Here is an 18,091-nt window from a genome sequence, read left to right on the forward strand (position 1 = left end):
CCCATCATGGCATGCCGTGCCCCGCCTCCATAGGAGCCGACCGACACGCTCGACAGACGGAGAACGCTGTGCCAGATTGCCAACGTCCTGTCGGCCACCGTGTCCTTCTCCGCTCCGGACGAGTTGGTGCAAAGCATGGATTTCGACTTCAGCGAAGCACAGCGCAGGCGCTACGAGGAAGTGCTCGCGGGTGTCCGCGGGCAGGTTCAAGACCTGGTCGGACCGCGTGTCCCGTTCTCCCGCGAGGAATGGCTGGCCGCCGCGAGCCTGGGCATGACGGGCTTGTGCCTGCCGTCGAAGTACGGCGGGGGCGGCCTGGGCGCGCTGGACACCGCGCTCTGCCTGGAAGCCTTCACCGAGGGCGGGGCCGACTCCGGCCTGGCCTTCGCGATCGGCGCCCACCTGCTGGCCTGCGCGGTCCCGGTGCGCGACTTCGGCACCGACCCCGTGCGCGCCGAACTGCTGGAAGGCATGGCCGCCGGCACTCTGGTCGCCGCCAACGCGATGACGGAGGACGCGGCAGGGTCCGACATCGGGACCCTGGGCACGACGATCGTCCGCGACGGCGGCGACTACGTGCTGCACGGCGTGAAGTCCTTCGTCAGCAACGCCTCGGCGGCCGACGTGTTCGTCGTCTACGGCACCTCTGACGAGAAGGCCGGCTTCCTGGGCCAGACCGCGCTGGCCGTACCCAGAGACCTGCCGGGTGTCACGGTCGGCGAGCCGTTCACCAAGATGGGCCTGCACGCCTGCCCCGCCGGGCGGGTGGAGTTCGCCGACTGCCGGGTGCCGGTGCGCTACCGGCTGGGCGCGGAGGGCCAGGGCAACGCGATCTTCAAGCATTCGATGAGCTGGGAGCGCGGTTGCCTGTTCGCCCTCTACCTGGGCCAGATGCGCCGCCAGTTGAACGAGTGCGTGGCCCACGCCAAGCGGCGGCGCCAGTTCCGCAGGCCGATCGGCGCCTTCCAGGCGGTCTCGCACCGGATCGCCACCATGACCCAGCGGCTGGAGTCGGCGCGGCTGCTGCTCTACCGGGCCTGCTGGCTGCTGGACCGGGAGCGGTCCGACGCCCAGGCGACCGCGCTGGCCAAGCTCGCGGTCTCGGAGGCGACGGTGGCCAACAGCCTGGACGCCGTCCAGATCTTCGGCGGCCCCGGCTACCTGTCGGGCGCCGGCAGCGAGGCGCAGCTACGCGACTCGGTGCCCAGCGTCATCTTCTCCGGCACCAGCGACATCCAGCGGGAGATCATCGCCAACGGGGCCGGGCTATGACCTTGCACCAGCTCGCCATCGACGCGGCGGCCCTCCACCCGCACCGGCCCGCCGTGGCCGGGGCCGGAGGTGAGCTTTCCTACGCCGAGCTGGACCGCCGAGCCAACGCGCTCGCGGCCGTGATGCGCGAGGCCGGGGTCGTCAGGGGCGATCGCGTGGCCATCTGGGCGGAGAAGTCGCCGGACGTGGTGGCGGCGATGCAGGCCGTCCTGCGGCTCGGCGCCGCCTACGTCCCGCTGGACCCGGCCACCCCGCCCGCCCGCGCCGCGACCGTGATCCGCGACTGCGACGCGCGCCTGCTGTGCGGGGACGGCCCGCTGCTGCGGGCGGCCGGCGACTACGGCGCGGCACCCGGCATGCTCGATCTCGCCACGGCGGCGGCGCCCGGCGGCCCCGAGCCGGCCAACGAACCGGTCAACGAGACGGCCGGCACCGATGACCTGGCCTTCATCCTCTACACCTCGGGCTCAACCGGCGTGCCGAAGGGCGTGTCCATCAGCCACGGCAACGCCCGCGCGTTCGTGGACTGGGCGGCGGCCGAGCTGGCCGCGGTCCCGCAGGACCGCTTCGCCAACCACGCGGGGCTGTCCTTCGACCTGTCGGTCCTGGACATCTACGCCGCCTTCAGCGCCGGAGCCCTGGTCCACCTCGTCCCCAACGGCCTCGCCTACTCGCCCAAGCGCCTGGTCGAGCTGCTGCACGAGCAACGGATCAGCGTGTGGTACTCGGTCCCGTCCGCGCTGACCCTGATGATCCGCGAGGGCGGCCTGCTGGAGCGGCGTGCGCCGGGCGCGCTGCGCGCCGTACTGTTCGCCGGGGAGCCCTTCCCCATCACCAAGCTGCGCGAGCTGGCCGCGTGGACCTCCGCGCGGCTGCTCAACCTGTACGGCCCGACCGAGACCAACGTGTGCACCTTCCACCAGGTCGGGCCCGCCGACCTGGAGCGCGACCGCCCGGCGCCGATCGGCATGGCGGCCGGCGGCGACACAGTGTGGGCGCTCACGAGCGAGGGCGACCGGGCCGGGCCGGGCGAGGAGGGCGAGCTGTGGGTGGAGGGGCCCACGGTGATGCTCGGCTACTGGGGGCGCGACCCGCAGAAGGGGCCCTATCCCACGGGTGACATCGTCCGGGTGCTGCCGGACGGCGGCTTCGACTACCTCGGCAGGCGCGACCACCTGGTGAAAGTGCGCGGGTGCCGGATGGAGCTGGGCGACGTCGAGGCGGCGCTGGCCGCCCACCCGGAGGTCGACGAGGCCGCGGTGATCGTCGTGGGGGACGGCGATGACGCGCGGCTGGAGGCGTTCGTGGTGCCGGTGAGCGGCCGGGCGCCGGGGCTGCTGGCGCTCAAGCGGCACAGCGCGGAGCGCCTTCCTCCTTACATGATCGCCGATCGGATCCACCTGGTCGCCGGGCTGCCCCGCACCGGGAACGGAAAAGTCGACCGCGCCGCACTCGGCCGGCGAGCCAATCACCACCCCGCCGCCGGGCGGTAGCAGGAAGGAAAGCAAGGTGGCCGACGACCAGATCGTGTCCGACCTCCTGGTGTTCATCCGCACGCAGTTCCTCGACGGCGATCCCGCGGGCGAGCTGACCGACCAGACGCCGCTGCTCGCGTGGGGCGTACTCGATTCGTTCAAGACCGCCAGGCTCGTCGGCTTCATCCACGACGAGCTCGGTTCCCAGATCCCGCCAGAGCAGCTCAACGCCTCGAACTTCCAGGACGTGCGCAGCATCGCGGAGCTGGTCCGCTCCAACGGCGGCCAGGCGAAGGCCGCCCAGTGAGCGCTTCGCCTGAGCGCGGGCCGGGCGGCAGCATGACTCAGGACCTCCGCTCCGTCGCCGATTCCGGGACGTCACACTACGTCGACCTGCCCGCGGGCCGGTTCCACTACCGCAGGTGGACGCCGGACGTCCCGGCTCCCAGCGCGGTCCTGGTGCACGGCAACGGCGGCACCTGGGCGACATGGGCCCGCGTCGGGGCGGCGCTGGGCGCGGCGGGGATGGACGTGCTCGCCGTGGACCTGCGTGGCAGCGGCGCCAGCGTCAGACCGCCCGCCGGGTCGTACGGCCTGCGCGAGGTCGCCGGCGACCTGGACGACCTCCTCCGCGCCCTGCGCGTCCACGCTCCCCTGCTGATCGGGCACTGCTGGGGCGGCGCGGCGGCGCTCGCGCTGGCGACCGGCGCGGTGGCCGACCGGGTGCCGCCGGTGCTGAGCGGCCTGGTGCTGGAGGAGCTGCCGCCCGACATGGCGGCCACGGCGACCCAGCCGGTGGTGCGCGACTTCCTGCGGATGATGCGCAGCTCGCCGGAGTACGTGGCGAAGTGGGTGGACCTGGTCTGCCGCGACTGGCATCCGGTCGACCGGGAGAGCCTGCTGGAGGAGCTGCGCGGGGCCGACGTGCAGGTCTACCTCAGCGCAATCGACGAGGGCGCCGCCGCGGGCCCGCTGCTCCCGCTCCTGGCGCGGGTGAAGGTTCCAGCGCTCGTCCTGCGCGGCGATCCGCGGCGCGGCGGCATGCTGAGCGACGCGGACTGGCAGCTCGCCCGCGAGTGTCTGCCGGGTCACTGCGTCGCGGGCGAGCTTCCGGGCAGCGGGCACGAGCTCCACCGCGGCGACTTCGCCGGGTTCATGCGCCTGATGCGGGAGTTCCTGGCCGCCGTGGCGTGAGGGATGTCAGGTGAACACCACGGGAAGGGTGCTGTAGCCGTACAGGAAGTTGGAGTAGATCCGGCGCGGCTTGCCCGCCAGCGTCATCTCGGTGACCGACTCCCGCAGCGCCTCCAGCAGGATCCTCAGTTCGAGCCTGCCGAGCTGGGCACCGACGCAGAAGTGCGGCCCGTACCCGAAGGCGAGGTGGCGGTTCGGCCGCCGTGCGGGGTCGAAGGTCTCGGGTGAGGGGAAGACCGTCTCGTCGCGGTCGGCGGAGCTGTTCCACAGCGTCACGATGTCGCCTTCGGCGATGCGGTGGCCACCGACCTCGGCCTCGGCCCTGGCCCGCCGCCCGACATGCATCGCCGGGGTGGTCCAGCGCAGGATCTCCTCGACCGTGGAGTCCACGCCGACCTCGCCGTCCCGCACCCGGCGCCAGGCCTCGGGCCGCTCGCAGAAGGCCAGCACCCCGCAGACGGCGGACATCCGGCTCGACTCGTCCCCGCCGATGAGCAGGCTGTAGCAGTTGTAGACGATCTCCTCGTCGCTCAGCGGCTCCCCGTCCTCCGGCCGGTGCGCGACCAGCTCGGTGACCACGTCGGTCCCGGCCCGCTCGCGGCGCTCCTGCACCAGGTCGCTGAGATACAGGAGGATCTCGCCGCGGGCGAGCTGGGCGTCGGCCTCGGTCGTGCCGGCGATGTCGGAGCTCAGCGCCTGCTTGTTCCACTCCAGCAGCTCGGCGCGGTCGCCTGCCGGAATGCCCATCAGGTCGCAGATAGTACCCATCGGCAGCCGTTCGGCGATCTCGGAGGCGAAGTCGAACGGCCGGCCCGAGGTCATCGCCCGCACCAGCTCGCCGGTACGGGCCCGCAGCGGCTCCGCCAGGGCGTTCATCGTCCTGGGCCGCAGCGCGTCGACGAGCGCGGTGCGCAGGCGCCGATGGCGCGCCCCGTCGGTGACCGCCAGCATGGCGCCCGCGGCCGAGTCGCCGCCCGCCATCAGCGTGGACAGCACGTTGCCGCCGTCGGAGCCGAACCGGGGATCCTTGTAGGCGGCGACCACATCCGCGTACCGGGTCAGCACCCAGAACCCGTGCGGATGCCGAAATATCGGGCTCTGATGGCGCAGGCTCCGCCACAGGGACGTCAGGTCGTAGTCGACGAACGTGTTCGGATCGAGCAGGTCGATCTCGCGCAGCTCGCGGATGCTCAGCTCGGCAGCGTCGATCACGGGGTGCCCCCGGACGTGGATGACCGCGCGCCGTCCCCGCCGGCGCGGGTCGACGGGGAGCGCAGCGCCGCCACCTGCCCTGCCACCTGCGCGGCGATGGCGGGGACGTGGTCGGCCAGGTAGAAGTGGCCGCCGGGGAACACCCGGACGGCGAACTCCGCGGTGGTGTACTCCCGCCAGGCCTCGATCGAGGCGGCCGGCAGGTCCGCGTCGTCCTCGCCCAGCAGGACCGTGATCGGACAGGGCAGCCGGGTGGGGCTGGGCCGGTAGTCGGCATCGGCGTGGAAGTCGGCGCGCAGTATCGGCGTCAGCAACTCGCGCCACTCGGGGGCGGCCGCGATCTCCGGCGGCGTCCCGCCGAGCCGTTCCATCTCCTGCCAGATCGCCGCGTCGGTGCGCGGCGGCCGGACCCGTTCGAGGTCGTGGTGCGGGGCACCTCTGGCGGAGATGTAGACGGCCAGCGGCGGCGTGCCGGCGGCGCTCAGCCGTACCGCCGCCTCGAAGGCGACGGCGGCGCCGAAGCTGTGCCCGAACAGGATCAGCCCCGGCAGGTCCGCCACCTCGGCGGCAAGCAGGGCGCTCAGCTCGTGCACGTCGTCCAGGCACGACTCGTCGAGCCGGTCGCCGTGGCCCGGGTACTGCACGGGCACGACGTGGATGTCAGGTGGGAAATAGGTCGGCCAGCTCCGGAAGAACGCGGCCGTCCCGCCCGCGTGCGGGCAACAGACCAACGACGCGGCGCGCCCGGACGGCTCGCCCAGGGGCCTCAGGCTGCCGTTACACACGGTCGCATTCCAGCAGGATCGGCCGCCCGCCACAATGCCCGCCCACCCGCCCGCTCATCCGCCCGCCTGTCCACGCCGGCGTCCCCGACAGCGGGGCGTGCTCGACCATAAGGTGTGCCTGACATGGACCTCGACAGGGACGCCGCGCCGCCCGCCGGCGGCGCGACCCCGGCGCGCCTGCACCAGCCGGGCACCGACCGCCTGTGGGGCGAGTCGTGGTATTTCGACTTCGCCGCGGCCGACGGCACCGCGGGCGGTTTCGTGCGGGTCGGCGACTATCCCCTGCTCGGACGGCGCTGGTACTGGGCCTACGTGGTGGCGGGTGACCGCGCGACGGGATACGCGCTGGAGGTGCCGCTGACCGACGGCCGCGACCTGCCGTGGACGGCGGACGATCCGGCGCTGCGGTTCCGGGTCGAGCCGGGAGACGGCGGCTGGCGCCTGACCGCGGGCGGCGACGGGTTCAGGCTGGATCTCACCTGGCGGGAGCAGGCTCCCCCGTACGGCTACGCGCGCGGCAGCCGGATGGAGCAGTCCGGCTGGGCGGTCGGCGAGGTCGCCCTCGGCGGCGCCGCGTTCCCGGTGGAGGGCCCGGGCCAGCGGGATCACTCCTGGGGGGTTCGCGACTGGTGGCGGATCGGCTGGACCTGGTGCGCGGGCCGGCTCTCCGACGGCACCCGCTTCCAGGCCACCCACCTGGACGCCCGCGGCCGGATCCCGCCCGACGGCTACCTCCTGGCTCCGGGCGACTCGCCGCAGCCCGTCGACGACGTGGCCGCCGGCGCGGACTCGCTGCGGATGAACGGCACCGTGCTGGAGTTCTCCGACATCGCGCACGTCACGATCGAGCTGCGCGCTCCCGATGGGAGGCTGAGCCGGCTGCGGCGGGCGATGACCAAAGTGCGGGCCGTCACCGAACCGGCCGGCAGGGAACGGGACGGCGCCGTACGGCACGGCATCGGGTGGCGGGAGCGCAACGTGCCGCAGCGCTAAGCTTGCGATTTAAGCAGGTCCGGGTGTTGGTGCGGTCTGGGGTGGATAGCGCCCGATAGCAGGACTATCGCGACATAGCGGGATGCACCGGAATGTGACCGTTGTGGTACGGCGTGTCGCACCCAGGAGAGCGGCCACCATCTCCATCTTCGGTGTTGTCGAGACGCCGGAGACCCGAGAGGTGGCCGCAGATGCTCACTATCGCATCGGTGCGCGAGGTGACGGAGCACATCGGCGCATCCAGTCGGTCACATCTTCGTTCCCTGATCGATTTCCGGGCCGGCCTCCACCGGCTCTTATGGCGCCGGGCGGACGCGTTGTTCGAGCTCACCGACGCGATGCTGTGCGCTCAGGGGCCGGTGCGCTCGCCGGTGGAGTTGTCGATGGAGCCGGAGTTCCGCCGCGGGCACGGCTCGGTCTATGCCGCTTTGGATCAGGGCCGGATCGACACGGGCGGGCTGCGGCGCCTGCTGCTCGGGGTGTCTGCCGCGGCCCGGCCGGGCGAGCCGTTGATGTTCGCGCTGGACGTCACGCCGGACGCGCGACCCGACGCCGAATACGCCGATGAGCGGGTGATGGTGCAGGTTCGCGGCAAGGGCGGGGACAAGTTCCTGCCCGGCTGGCCCTACAGCCTGCTGGTGGGCGTGCAGTGGGGAGACTCCTCCTGGGTGGACCCGATCGAGGCGCGCCGGCTGCGGCCGGGCGAAGAACACACCGATGTCACCATCGAGCAGATCACCGGCCTGCTGGCCGACCTGGAGGCGACCGGCCGGCTCACCGCAGGCGATCCGCCACCGCTGATCATGCTGGACGCCGGGAACTACGCCACCGACATCACCCACGCCCTGGCCGGCCGGCACGTTCAGATCCTGGTCCGGCTGCGCGCCACCCGCGTCTTCTACGCCGACCCCGAACCCCGCCGACCCGGCGAAATGGGCGCGGGTAAGCGTCACGGCCGGGAGTTCTCCTGCTCGGATGCGGCCAAGCGGCACGCCCCGGACATCGACTTGACCGCAGGCTCGGTCCGGTACGGCACCGTGACGGTGCGCGCCTGGAAGGGCCTACATCAAAAGCTCACCCGCACCGGCCGCTGGGCCGGCCACTCCGCCGATGAGCGGCTGCCCATCGTGCGCGGCACCGTCCTGCAGATAGTCGTGGACCGGCTGCCCGACGGCCGCAGACCCACCAAAGATCTCTGGCTGTGGCACGCCGGGCCCGTCGAGGTCGACCCGGATCTGGTGGATCTGTTGTGGAAGGCCTACCTGCGTCGCTTCGACCAAGAGCATTTTCACCGGTTCGCCAAGGTCTACCTGGGCATGGCCCGCGCCCATCTGGCCTCGGCGCAGGCCACCGATCGCTGGATGCATCTGATCATGGCCGCCTACGCCCAACTTCGGCTGGCCAGTCCGCACGTCGATGATCTGCGCCGTCCCTGGCATCCACGCCCCGAACGGGGAAAGCCGCTCAGCCCGTACCGGGTCCGCCTCGGGTTTCGCCGTCTCCGCGCAAAACTCGGGACACCCACCGACTCACCGAAACTCACCCGACCCGGCCCCGGACGTCCCAAAGGATCAAGGAACCGGCCGAAGGACAAGCGTCCGCCTTACCGAAAGACCGTAACGACCGACAACGAACACCGAGAGTGACGTTAAATCGCAAGCTAAGGAGTGTCTGACAAATGCTGCCCGTAGCGAGCGCGGATCCAGATGGATGCATCGCAAGGCGGAGGAGGAGGCCGTAGCGGAGCCTACGGCCGACGACGACAACGCGGCGAGGCGCCGTCTGGGCCGCGCGCAGCAGGGCTTGATTTGTCAGACACGACCTAGGGGCGGCGCGCCTGAGTGAGGCATTTCCTCACTCGCGCGCCGCGACACCCCGCGCCGCCCCTTCAGGCAGACGCCTCGCCGCTCAGCTCGCCGGGCCGTGGATGCGGCCCTGCGTCCTGGTCAGGGCCTGGCCGGAGCCGCCCCAGCGGGTCTGGATCAGCTCGGCGGCGATCGCCACCGCCGTCTCCTCCGGCGTCCGCGCGTGCAGGTCCAGCCCGATGGGCGAGCGCAGCCGGGCCAACTGCTCCTCGCTCATCCCGGCCTCCTTCAGCCTGGCCGTGCGGTCGTCGTGCGTACGCCTGCTGCCCATCGCGCCGATGTAACCGGCGGGGGTGCGCAGCGCGACCTGCAGCAGCGGCACGTCGAACTTCGGGTCGTGGGTGAGCACGCAGATCGCGGTCCGCTCGTCCACGGTGAGGTCCTTGAGGTAGTCGTGCGGCCAGCGGACCACGACCTCGTCGGCGTCGGGAAAGCGCTTGGCCGTGGCGAAGACCCCGCGCGCGTCGCACACGGTCACGTGATAGCCCAGGAACTTGCCGACCCGCGCGACGGCCGCCGCGAAGTCGATGGCGCCGAACACCAGCATCCGCGGCGGCGGCGCGAACGCCTGCACGAACACCGCGACCTCCTCCATCCGGCGCTGGCCCTCCAGCCCGTAGCGGCGCTGCCCGGTGATGCCCTGGGCCAGCATGCCCCTGGCGTCGTCGTCGATGGCGTAGTCCAGCCCGGACGACCCCAGCGAGCCCGAGGCGCGATCGCCCCAGATCACCCGTCTTGAGCCGATCTTCCCCTCGCCGCCGACGACGGTCGCCACCGCGACCGGCTCACGCGCCTTCACCGACTCGGCGATCTCGCGCAGCTCGGGGAAGGTCTGCCTGTTCACCTGCTCCACGTACACGTGCAGGATCCCGCCGCAGGTCAGGCCGACGGCGAACGCGTCGTCGTCGCTGTAGCCGAACTCCTCGTACGAGGGTTCACCGGTCTCGACGACCTGCTTCGCGATCTCGAAGACCGCCCCTTCCACGCACCCGCCCGAGACGCTGCCGACGACCTCGTCCTGCGCCGAGACCGCCATCGCCGCGCCCGGCTGCCGTGGCGCGCTGCGGAAGGTGTTGACGACGGTCGCCAGCCCGAACGTCGTACCGCCGTCATACCATTCGAGGATTTGATCGAGGACGTCACGCATGGTGGGGGTTCCCTTCGCGCGGCAAGGGCTGCTCTCACGTATCACGGTCAGTCTGGTCCGCGCGGCGCTTCCAGCGCCATGATGGGCGGCGTGCCTGCGGGAGACTGCGCGGTTCCGCGTTCCGCCGACGTCGTGGTAGTGGGCGCCGGCGCGGCGGGCGCGGTGGTCGCCGCCCGGCTGTCGGCCTCGGGCGCGGACGAGGTCCTGCTGGTGGAGGCCGGGGAGGATTACCGCAGCGCCGACACCCCACGCGCCGTACGGGGCGCCGACATCGGCCGCGCGCTGGCGGCGCGCGCGCTGCGCTGGCCGGAGCTGCCGGCTCGGCTCACGCCGGAGCAGCCGCCGCGGCCCTACGTGTGCGGGCGGGGCGCGGGCGGCAGCTCGGCGATCAACGGCCAGCTCGCGGTCCGCGGCACCAGGGCCGACTTCGACGCCTGGGTGCGCGCGGGCTGCTCCGGCTGGTCCTGGCCCGAGGTGCGGCCCCTGTTCGCCGCGCTCGAACAGGACCTGGACTTCGGCGACGAGCCGGGCCACGGCGCGCGCGGCCCGGTGCCGGTCTCCCGGCGGCCCATGGGCGGGCGCGGTCCGGTCAGCGCCGCGCTGCACGAGGCCGCGACCGGCCTCGGCCATGCCGAGCACCCCGACCTCAACGCCGAAGGCGCGACCGGGATCAGCCCGACCGCCTGGCATCGCAGGGACGGCGTGCGCGCCTCCAGCAACGACAGCTTCCTCGAACCGGCCAGGGACCGCCCGCGCCTGCGAGTCGCCGGGCGGCACACGGTGTCGCGGGTGCTGTTCTCCTCCGGCCGGGTCAGCGGCGTCGAGCTGGCGGGCGACGGGCACCGCGAGGTGGTCGCCGCCCCTGCGGTGGTGCTGTGCGCCGGCGCGGTGCACTCCCCCGCCATCCTGATGCGCTCGGGAGTCGGCCCGGACGACCACCTCGCCGCGCTGGGCATCGAGGTCGTCGCCGCGCTGCCCGGCGTCGGGGCCGGACTGGGCGAGCACCCCGCGGCGTTGCTGGACCTGCGGCTCACCGCCGCCGCCTCCGCGCTGGCCGCGCGGGCCGACTCCGGCTGCTACCTGCTGCGCCTGCCCTCAGGGCCGGGCGACGCCGACGACCTGCAGATCCTCCCGATGGACCGGACGGCGGGGCCCGGCGCGGGCGGGCTGCTGGTCTCGCTCATGCGGCCGGAGTCCACCGGCGGCGTACGGCTGCGCAGCCCGGACCCGGCCGACCACCCGCTGCTCGACCTGCGGCTGCTGGCAGACCGCCGGGACCTGGAGCGGCTGGGCCGGGCCGTACGGCACGCCGCCGAGCTGCTGGCCCATCCCGCCTTCCGCGAGGTCGCGGACGGCGGCCCCGCGCGGCCGCCCGCCGACCTGGACGGGTGGCTGCGCGAGCACTGCCGGGTGCTGTACCACCCCTCCGGCACCTGCCGGATGGGGCCCGAGGGCGAGCCGGGCAGCGTGGTGGACGAGGAGGGGCGCGTCCTCGGGGTGGACGGGCTGTGGGTGGCGGACGCCGCGGTGATGCCGATGCCGTGCGGCGTGCCGCCCTACCTCACGACGGTGATGGTGGCCGAGCGGCTGGCCGCGGCGATCGGGAGCCGGCTTCGGCGAACGCGGTGAGGATGCGCGCCGGGTCCAGCGGAGTCCGGTCGACGCGCGCGCCGACCTGCGCCAGGGCGTCGGCGACCGCGTTGAACACGCACGCCAGCGCGCCGGCCGCGCCGCCCTGGCCCATGCCCTTGTGGCCGCCCGGCGTCGGGGAGGGCGTCTCGATGTGGACGAATTCGATCGCGGGTGCCTCAAGCGTGGTCGGGACGGCGTACTCGGCCAGCCCCCTGGTCAGCGGCCTGCCCTGCGCGTCGTAGCGGACCTCCTCCAGCAGCGCGCCGCCGATGCCCTGCAGCACCCCACCCGCGATCTGGCCCTCGACCACCTTGGCGTTGATCATCCTGCCGCAGTCCTCGGCGACGACGTACCTCTCGATCCGCACCGTCCCGAGCTCCCGGTCGACTTCCACCACGCAGCCGTGGCAGGCGTTGGACCAGGTCATCGGGGGCGCCTTGTAGCGGCCCAGGGCCTCGAGCCGTTCGCCCGCCCCGTGGGCGGAGACCGTCTTGGCCAGCTCGGCCCACGACACCGCGGCGCCGGGGTCCTGCCGGTCGGCGAGCACGCCCCTGCGCGGCTCGACCCGCTCGGCCGGCACCCCGAGTTGCTCGGCCGCCAGCTCCCTGGCCACCGTCAGCAACTCGGCGGCGGCGGCCCGGCAGGCGCTGCCGGTGATCACCGCGGTGCCGCTCGCGCCGGTGCCCCTGCCGTACGGCGTGGCGTCCGTGTCGCCCTGCACGACGCGGACGGCGTCCAGGTCCACGTCCAGCTCGGCGGCCACGACCTGGGCCATCGTCGTCTCCACGCCCTGGCCGCCCGCGCCGGTCGCGAGGTAGGCGGTGATCGTGCCGTCGAGCCCCACCCGCAGCCGGGCGGTGTCGCGGTCGATCGGCTGCATCGTGCCGATGCTGGAGGGTTCCAGGCCGATCGCGATCCCAACGCCGATCAGGCGGCCCTCCTCGGCCAGCAGCCGGCGCTGGCGGAGCCGTACCTCCGGGTAGTCGAGCCGCGTGGCGACCTCCTCCAAGGTTTGCGCCGGGGTCACGTGGTCCAGGACCAGCCGGGTCGGCATCGTGTAAGGCAGCTCGTCGGCGCCGAGCACGTTGCGGCGGCGCAGCTCCAGCGGGTCCAGCCCCACCGCGCGGGCCACCTCGTCCAGCATCTGCTCGCGGGCGACCGTGGCGAACGCCCACGGCCCTCGATAGGCGCCGCGCGGGCAGGTGTTAGTGCGCACCGAGCGGAACCGGAAGGCGTGCAGGGGGATGCGGTAGGGGCCGGTGAACACCATGCCGACGAACGGGCCCGCCTTGCCGACCACGCCGAGCGGGTACGCGCCGGTGTCTTCGAGGTGGTCGAGGTGGCAGCCGAGGATGCGACCCTGCTCGTCCAGCGCGAAGGTCGCCTCGCCGACGTCCATCCGGGCGTGGCCGGAGGCGGTCAGGTTCTCCTGCCGGGTCTCGATCCATTTGAGCGTACGGCCGAGCACGCGGGCGGCCAGCGCCACGGTCAGCTCGTCGCGGCCGGTCCACACCTTCAGCCCGAAGCTGCCGCCCACGTCGCGGGCGGTGACCCTGACCTGCTCGGCGGGCACGCCGCTGACCCGGGAGATGGCCAGCTTGGCCTCGTGCGGGTTCTGCGTCGACAGGGAGGCCACCAGTTCCCCGGTGTCCGGGTCGTAGGAGGCGACCACGCCGCGGGTCTCCAGCGGCGCGTTGGTCTGGCGCTGCTGGCGGGATGTGGCGCGCACGACCTGCGGCGCTTCCTCCAGGGCGCGGCGGAGCTTGGGCCTGATCGGAGAGGTCAGCTCCTGGTAGAGGTTCGACCCGGTCTCGGCGTACACCAGCCGGTCGGTGTCCTCCATCGCACTGCCGGGGTCCAGGACGGGGGGTTCCGGCTCGATCTCGACCTCGATGAGGTCGACCGCGTCCGCCGCGAGGTAGCGGTCCCCGGCCACGACCAGCGCCAGGGGCTCCCCGGCGAAACGCACCCGGTCGGCGGCCAGCGGCAGCAGCGGCGGCTCTGCGGCATTCAGCAGCGGCGTGGGCCGCATGTCGCCGGCGCGCGGGTTCAGGTCGGCGGCGGTGAAGACCGCGACGACGCCCTCCAGCGCCCGCGCCGCGCCCGTCTCCAGGCGGGTGATCCGGCCCGCGGCGACGGTGCTGCGCAGGAACGCGACGTGCAGCGTTCCGGGCGGTGACACGTCGTTCACGAACTCACCGCGCCCGGCCAGCAGGCGCTCGTCCTCCCGCCGCGCGGGCGCCGTCTCCCGCTCGCCCGGCGCGGCGGCCGGGTCGGCGGCGGCGGCCACCGCTTCGACGATCCCGGCGTAGCCGGTGCAGCGGCACAGGTTCCCGCACAGCCCCAGCCGGATGTCCCGCTCGCTCGGCGCCGGCTGCTCCTTGAGCAGCTCGCCGCCCCGCATCAGGATGCCGGGCGTGCAGTAGCCGCACTGGATGCCGTGCTCGGCGTGCAGGGCTTCGGCCAGCGGCGCCGCGGCGCCGTCCAGGCCCTCGGCCGTCCCTACCTCGGCGCCTTCGGCCTGCACCGCGAGCACCAGGCAGGACAGCACGGTGGCGCCGTCCATCGTCACCGTGCACGCGCCGCACACGCCTTCCTCGCAGGCGAGCTGGGTGGCGGTCAGGCGGCGCTCCTCGCGCAGGAAATCGGCCAGCGAGGTGCGGGGCGAGACCTCGGCGCGGACCGGCCGGCCGTTCACCTTCATCGCGACGGTCATGCGCTCAGCCATGGTCCACCTGGTTTCGTGCCGTCGCCCGCGCCCGGTCCAGCGCTCTGGTCAGCGCGCCCCGGGCCAGGGCGCGCGTGACGTCCTCGGAAACGCCCGCGGCGTCCAGGTCGGCCATCGCCGCCTCGGCCACCTCGGCGGGCGCGGCGCCCCCGGCCAGTGCCGCCTCCGCCCACGCCGGGCGCAGCGGGACGGGCCCGGCGCCGAACAGCACCAGCCTGCGGTCTTCGCCGCCGAGCACCACCACGGCTCCGGCCAACGCGTGGCCGGGCCGCGCGGGGATCTTCTCGATGGCGAAGGCCGCCTCGCGGAGGGGGAACTCGATGGCGGCCAGCAGTTCGTCGCCGGCCAGGGCGGTCTGGTGCGCGCCGCGGAAGAAGTCGGCGGCCGGCAGGTGCCGTACCCCGGATCCGCGCAGCTCGACGCGGGCGTCCAGGGCGACCGCGACCGCGGGCAGCTCGGCCGCGGGGTCGGCGTGGGCCAGCGCGCCGCCGAGCGTGGCCCGGTTGCGCACCTGGACCGGTCCGGCCAGCGCGGCCGCCGCCGCCAGCAGCGGCGCGCTCGCCCGCACCACCGGGTCGGCCTCAAGTCGGCGCAGCCGGGTCAGCGCGCCGATCCGCAGCCGCTCGGCGCGGCTCACGAACGCGAGGTCGGGCACCCGGTTGAGGTCGATCAGCAGCGGGCTGCGCACCTGCCTGCTCGCCAGGAGCGGCATCAGCGCCTGGCCGCCGGCCAGGAGCCTGGCCCGGCCTCGGTGCTCGGCGAGCAGGGCGATGGCCTGCGCGCTGCTGGTGGGGGCTCGGTAAGCGAATGGGGCAGGTTTCACGTGGTGACCGCCTCCCAGATCGCCTCGGACCCTAGCCGCCGGTGAAAATCACGGTCAAGCAACCCTCCCGGCCCTGGTCGGGTGACCGATCGGGACGTTTGCCGCCTGCCGCGGCGCGCGGCCATCCTGTACCGGGCTACCGTGATCGCCGGGAAGGGACCCTCCTGTGCTGGGACTTGCGCAACGTGCGGTGGACCGGAAATGGCGGCTGCCGATGGGCCCGCTGGTCGGCCGGTACAACCCCTACAGCCCCGCCTACATCAGCGACCCCTACCGGCAGCTCGACCGGTTGCGTGCCGCCGCCCCGATCTACCGCAGCAGGGTGACCGGCTCCTACGTGATCAGCAGCTACGAGCTGGCCTCGGAAGCGCTGACCGACCGCCGCTACGGCACCAACCGCAAGGAGGACTCCTCCTTGCGCAGCAAGATGTTCTTCCGCCTCGCCAAGTTCACCCCCGAGGAGGAGAACGCGCTGGACAACACGCTGGGCGCGGTCCCGGACGAGGTTCACCAGCACATGCGCAAGGCCATCGCGTACGACTTCAGCAGGCGGCGGGTCACCGCGCTGCGGCCCCGGATGGAGTTCTGGGTCGACAAGCTGCTGGACGAGGCGGCGGCCCGCGCCGAGTTCGACCTGATCGGGGATTTCGCGGCCAAGCTGCCGATCCTGGTCGCCGCCGAGCTGCTGGGGTTCCCGCCACAGGACGCGGCCAGGCTCCAGGAGTGGTCGGACAGCTATCTCGTGCTGGTCGACCCGCTGATCAACGGCGCCGGCATCCCCCGGATGAACGCGGCTTTCCATCAGTTCGACCCGTATGTCGCCGAGACGTTGCGCCGCAAGCGCGCCGAGCCGGGCGACGACCTGATCACCCGGCTGCTGGAGCACCACCTCGCCGGGGAGTTCGACGAGGTGCAGCTCCGCGTCCTCATCATGATGCTCATGATCGCCGGACATGAGGTGATCACGAACCTCATCGGCAACGCCGTGGCCGGCCTGCTGCGCTTCCCCGACCAGCGCGAGCTGCTGGCCGCCGACCCCGACCTGATGCCGGCGGCGATCGAGGAGTTCGTCCGCTACGAGTCGCCGATCCAGGCGGCGTGGCGGATCCCCGGCGAGGATCTGGAGATCGGCGGCGTGCGGGTGCCGGCCAAGCGGGCGGTCACCGTGCTGATCGGCGCGGCCAACAACGACCCCGCGCAGTTCGCGCACCCGAGGCGGCTCGACCTGACCCGCGGCGACAACCGGCACATCGGTTTCGCCCTGGGCTCGCATTTCTGCCCCGGCACCTGGCTGGCGCGCGTCGAGGGTGCGGCGGCGCTGTCGCGGCTGCTGGAGCGTTTCCCGCGCCTGCGCGGCGACGCCGACCGGCTCAGGTGGAAGCCCGCCGCCGGGCTGCGCGGGCTGTACGAACTGCCGCTGACCCTGTGAACGCGCCGTGCCCGCAGGAACCTCCGGGCGTGGATTCACCGGGCCCGGAGACGTCGCGCGCGGAGGAGGCACGCATGGAGGAGCCGACGCGCTCGCAGGCGCCGTCGCCGCCGGTGGAGCCGCTGCGCTCGGTGGCGGAGATGACGCCGGGCTGGTGCTCGGCCGCCCTGTCCCGCCGGTTCGGCGGGGCCCGGGTCACCGGCGTGACCACCGCCGCGGTGGGCACCGGCCAGATGGCGGACACCTACCGCCTGCACCTGGACTACAGCCCCGCGGGCGCCGGACCCGCCACCGTCATCGCCAAGCTCGCCGCCGCCTCCCCCGCCAGCCGTACGGCGGCCAAGGTCACCCGCGCCTACGAGGTGGAGGCGCGCTTCTACCAGCATCTCGCGCCCACGCTGCCGGTGCGGAGCCCACGCTGCTACCTGTCCCGCTACGACGAGCCGAGCGGGGCGTTCACCCTGCTCCTCGAGGACGCCGTCGACGGGTACGTCGCCGACCAGGTCACCGGATGCGGCCCGGAGGAGGCGGAGCGCGCCGTGGACCAGCTCGCGGCGCTGCACGGTCCGATGTGGGGCGATCCGGCGCTGGACTCGCTGGCCTGGCTGCCGCGTCATGACGGCCTGGACGCCGCCTGGATGGCCTCCCTGGCGCAGCGGATCTACCCGCGCTTCCTGCGCCGCTTCGGGGACCGGCTCGACGCCGAGGTCGTCGACCTGCTCGAGTTCTTCGTTCCGCGCGTCGAGCGCTATTTGCGTGCGCGTCCCGGCCCGCGCACGGTGGTGCACGGCGACTTCCGCGCGGACAACCTCGTGGTGGGCACGGGCCGGATCACCGTGCTGGACTGGCAGACCGCCGCCCACGAGCCCGCAGCCACCGATCTGGCCTACTTCCTCGGCGGCAGCGTCGAGCCGGACCGGCGGCGGGCGATCGAAGGGGCCGTGCTGCGCCGCTACGTCCGCGCCCTGCGCGGCTACGGCGTCGAGCTGTCCTTCGAGGACTGCTGGCGCGACTACCGCCGCTACGCCTTCGGCGGCCTGCTCACCAGCCTCGTCGCCTCGGCGCTGGTGGTGCGGACCGACCGCGGCGACGGCCTGTTCGCCACGATGGCGAACAGGCACGGCATGCACGCGATCGATCTCGACGCCGCCTCGTTCCTGCGCTGAGCCGCGGGCTCAGCAGGAGTACGGGGGGCTCAGCCGTAGGCCGCGTCGCCCGCGCTGGCCCTCAGCAGCTCCAGGACCAGGTCCTCGACTTCCTTGACCGTGGCGATGTGCTGCACCTGCGCCTGATCGATGGCCGGCAGGTCGAACTCGTCTTCCATGGTGAAGCCCAGTTCGAGCAGCGCGAGCGAATGGTATCCGAGGTCCTCGACCAACCTGGTCTCCCCCGCCTGGACCCCCTCGGGGTTCGGTGCCACTTGAATGATGATCGATCGGACCCGCGCCCGAACATCTTGGTCGGTCTTGGCTTCACTGCTCATTCAGACTTCGCCACCGTTCTCATCGACATTGGCCAGCCCCAGCGGGCCCTCAC

The 18,091-nt window shown here is 73.1% G+C and carries 15 protein-coding genes; 9 read left to right on the forward strand and 6 right to left on the reverse strand.

The annotated features are described in order from the left end of the window. Positions 1 to 135 precede the first annotated feature (135 nt). From ACQP1V_RS26170 to ACQP1V_RS26185, 4 genes are read left to right on the forward strand one after another with little or no spacing between them, the layout of a single operon-like run. Complete coding sequence (locus ACQP1V_RS26170) at positions 136 to 1,272, forward strand: acyl-CoA dehydrogenase family protein (protein ID WP_433213763.1); 1,137 nt, start codon at positions 136 to 138, stop codon at positions 1,270 to 1,272. After that, positions 1,269 to 2,765: an amino acid adenylation domain-containing protein gene (locus ACQP1V_RS26175; protein WP_433412606.1), complete on the forward strand. Its 1,497-nt coding sequence runs from the start codon at positions 1,269 to 1,271 to the stop codon at positions 2,763 to 2,765. Before ACQP1V_RS26170 ends, ACQP1V_RS26175 begins: the two co-directional genes overlap by 4 nt. Before the next feature lie 16 nt (positions 2,766 to 2,781). Beyond that, positions 2,782 to 3,054, forward strand: coding sequence for an acyl carrier protein (locus tag ACQP1V_RS26180; RefSeq protein ID WP_433412608.1), 273 nt, complete (start codon positions 2,782 to 2,784; stop codon positions 3,052 to 3,054). A gap of 32 nt (positions 3,055 to 3,086) precedes the next feature. After that, positions 3,087 to 3,941: an alpha/beta fold hydrolase gene (locus ACQP1V_RS26185; RefSeq protein WP_433412610.1), complete on the forward strand. Its 855-nt coding sequence runs from the start codon at positions 3,087 to 3,089 to the stop codon at positions 3,939 to 3,941. A gap of 6 nt (positions 3,942 to 3,947) precedes the next feature. Here ACQP1V_RS26185 and ACQP1V_RS26190 read toward each other — a convergent pair whose 3' ends face one another. Both ACQP1V_RS26190 and ACQP1V_RS26195 read right to left on the reverse strand, forming a co-directional pair. After that, positions 3,948 to 5,153, reverse strand: coding sequence for a cytochrome P450 (locus ACQP1V_RS26190; RefSeq protein WP_433412612.1), 1,206 nt, complete (start codon positions 5,151 to 5,153; stop codon positions 3,948 to 3,950). Then, positions 5,150 to 5,971, reverse strand: a complete 822-nt coding sequence (locus tag ACQP1V_RS26195) for a thioesterase II family protein (RefSeq protein WP_433412614.1) — start codon at positions 5,969 to 5,971, stop codon at positions 5,150 to 5,152. Before ACQP1V_RS26195 ends, ACQP1V_RS26190 begins: the two co-directional genes overlap by 4 nt. Before the next feature lie 90 nt (positions 5,972 to 6,061). On the opposite strand from ACQP1V_RS26195, the gene ACQP1V_RS26200 reads away from it, so the two are divergent. Beyond that, positions 6,062 to 6,931 (forward strand): DUF7065 domain-containing protein, encoded by an 870-nt coding sequence (locus ACQP1V_RS26200; protein WP_433412616.1) that lies wholly within the window; start codon positions 6,062 to 6,064, stop codon positions 6,929 to 6,931. A 191-nt stretch (positions 6,932 to 7,122) separates the two neighbouring features. Continuing rightward, positions 7,123 to 8,577 (forward strand): transposase, encoded by a 1,455-nt coding sequence (locus ACQP1V_RS26205; RefSeq protein WP_433411367.1) that lies wholly within the window; start codon positions 7,123 to 7,125, stop codon positions 8,575 to 8,577. 262 nt (positions 8,578 to 8,839) lie between these two features. Here the strand turns inward: ACQP1V_RS26205 and ACQP1V_RS26210 are convergent, their stop codons facing one another. Then, a complete protein-coding gene (locus tag ACQP1V_RS26210) occupies positions 8,840 to 9,943 on the reverse strand; it encodes an XdhC family protein (protein WP_387411792.1) in 1,104 nt (367 codons plus the stop codon). A gap of 90 nt (positions 9,944 to 10,033) precedes the next feature. On the opposite strand from ACQP1V_RS26210, the gene ACQP1V_RS26215 reads away from it, so the two are divergent. After that, the gene (locus tag ACQP1V_RS26215) at positions 10,034 to 11,572 is read left to right on the forward strand and encodes a GMC family oxidoreductase (protein ID WP_433412619.1); all 1,539 of its coding nucleotides are present in this window, start codon (positions 10,034 to 10,036) and stop codon (positions 11,570 to 11,572) included. On the opposite strand, the gene ACQP1V_RS26220 is transcribed toward ACQP1V_RS26215, so the two are convergent. Together ACQP1V_RS26220 and ACQP1V_RS26225 are read right to left on the reverse strand one after the other, a co-directional pair. Further along, the gene (locus ACQP1V_RS26220) at positions 11,505 to 14,303 is read right to left on the reverse strand and encodes a molybdopterin-dependent oxidoreductase (RefSeq protein ID WP_433412621.1); all 2,799 of its coding nucleotides are present in this window, start codon (positions 14,301 to 14,303) and stop codon (positions 11,505 to 11,507) included. The genes ACQP1V_RS26215 and ACQP1V_RS26220 overlap by 68 nt on opposite strands. Next, complete coding sequence (locus ACQP1V_RS26225; protein WP_433412623.1) at positions 14,296 to 15,126, reverse strand: FAD binding domain-containing protein; 831 nt, start codon at positions 15,124 to 15,126, stop codon at positions 14,296 to 14,298. The genes ACQP1V_RS26220 and ACQP1V_RS26225 overlap by 8 nt, the downstream gene beginning before the upstream one ends. A gap of 166 nt (positions 15,127 to 15,292) precedes the next feature. On the opposite strand from ACQP1V_RS26225, the gene ACQP1V_RS26230 reads away from it, so the two are divergent. Together ACQP1V_RS26230 and ACQP1V_RS26235 are read left to right on the forward strand one after the other, a co-directional pair. Next, a complete protein-coding gene (locus ACQP1V_RS26230) occupies positions 15,293 to 16,555 on the forward strand; it encodes a cytochrome P450 (RefSeq protein WP_387411797.1) in 1,263 nt (420 codons plus the stop codon). A 74-nt stretch (positions 16,556 to 16,629) separates the two neighbouring features. Then, positions 16,630 to 17,721, forward strand: coding sequence for a phosphotransferase family protein (locus ACQP1V_RS26235; RefSeq protein ID WP_433412625.1), 1,092 nt, complete (start codon positions 16,630 to 16,632; stop codon positions 17,719 to 17,721). A 29-nt stretch (positions 17,722 to 17,750) separates the two neighbouring features. Here the strand turns inward: ACQP1V_RS26235 and ACQP1V_RS26240 are convergent, their stop codons facing one another. Then, positions 17,751 to 17,975 carry an acyl carrier protein gene (locus tag ACQP1V_RS26240; protein WP_218001838.1) on the reverse strand — a complete coding sequence of 75 codons (225 nt, stop codon included), beginning with the start codon at positions 17,973 to 17,975 and terminating at the stop codon, positions 17,751 to 17,753. Positions 17,976 to 18,091 lie beyond the last annotated feature (116 nt).

It is taken from the genome of Microtetraspora malaysiensis, assembly GCF_050947145.1.
Lineage (GTDB): Bacteria > Actinomycetota > Actinomycetes > Streptosporangiales > Streptosporangiaceae > Microtetraspora_A > Microtetraspora_A malaysiensis.

Bases quoted from the DNA above. Each gene is read 5' to 3' on its own strand.
- ACQP1V_RS26205 (WP_433411367.1), top strand. From the start codon at position 7,123: ATGCTCACTATCGCATCGGTGCGCGAGGTGACGGAGCACATCGGCGCA.
- ACQP1V_RS26210 (WP_387411792.1), bottom strand. From the start codon at position 9,943: ATGCGTGACGTCCTCGATCAAATCCTCGAATGGTATGACGGCGGTACG.
- ACQP1V_RS26235 (WP_433412625.1), top strand. From the start codon at position 16,630: ATGGAGGAGCCGACGCGCTCGCAGGCGCCGTCGCCGCCGGTGGAGCCG.
- ACQP1V_RS26175 (WP_433412606.1), top strand. From the start codon at position 1,269: ATGACCTTGCACCAGCTCGCCATCGACGCGGCGGCCCTCCACCCGCAC.
- ACQP1V_RS26220 (WP_433412621.1), bottom strand. From the start codon at position 14,303: ATGGCTGAGCGCATGACCGTCGCGATGAAGGTGAACGGCCGGCCGGTC.
- ACQP1V_RS26170 (WP_433213763.1), top strand. From the start codon at position 136: ATGGATTTCGACTTCAGCGAAGCACAGCGCAGGCGCTACGAGGAAGTG.
- ACQP1V_RS26185 (WP_433412610.1), top strand. From the start codon at position 3,087: ATGACTCAGGACCTCCGCTCCGTCGCCGATTCCGGGACGTCACACTAC.
- ACQP1V_RS26200 (WP_433412616.1), top strand. From the start codon at position 6,062: ATGGACCTCGACAGGGACGCCGCGCCGCCCGCCGGCGGCGCGACCCCG.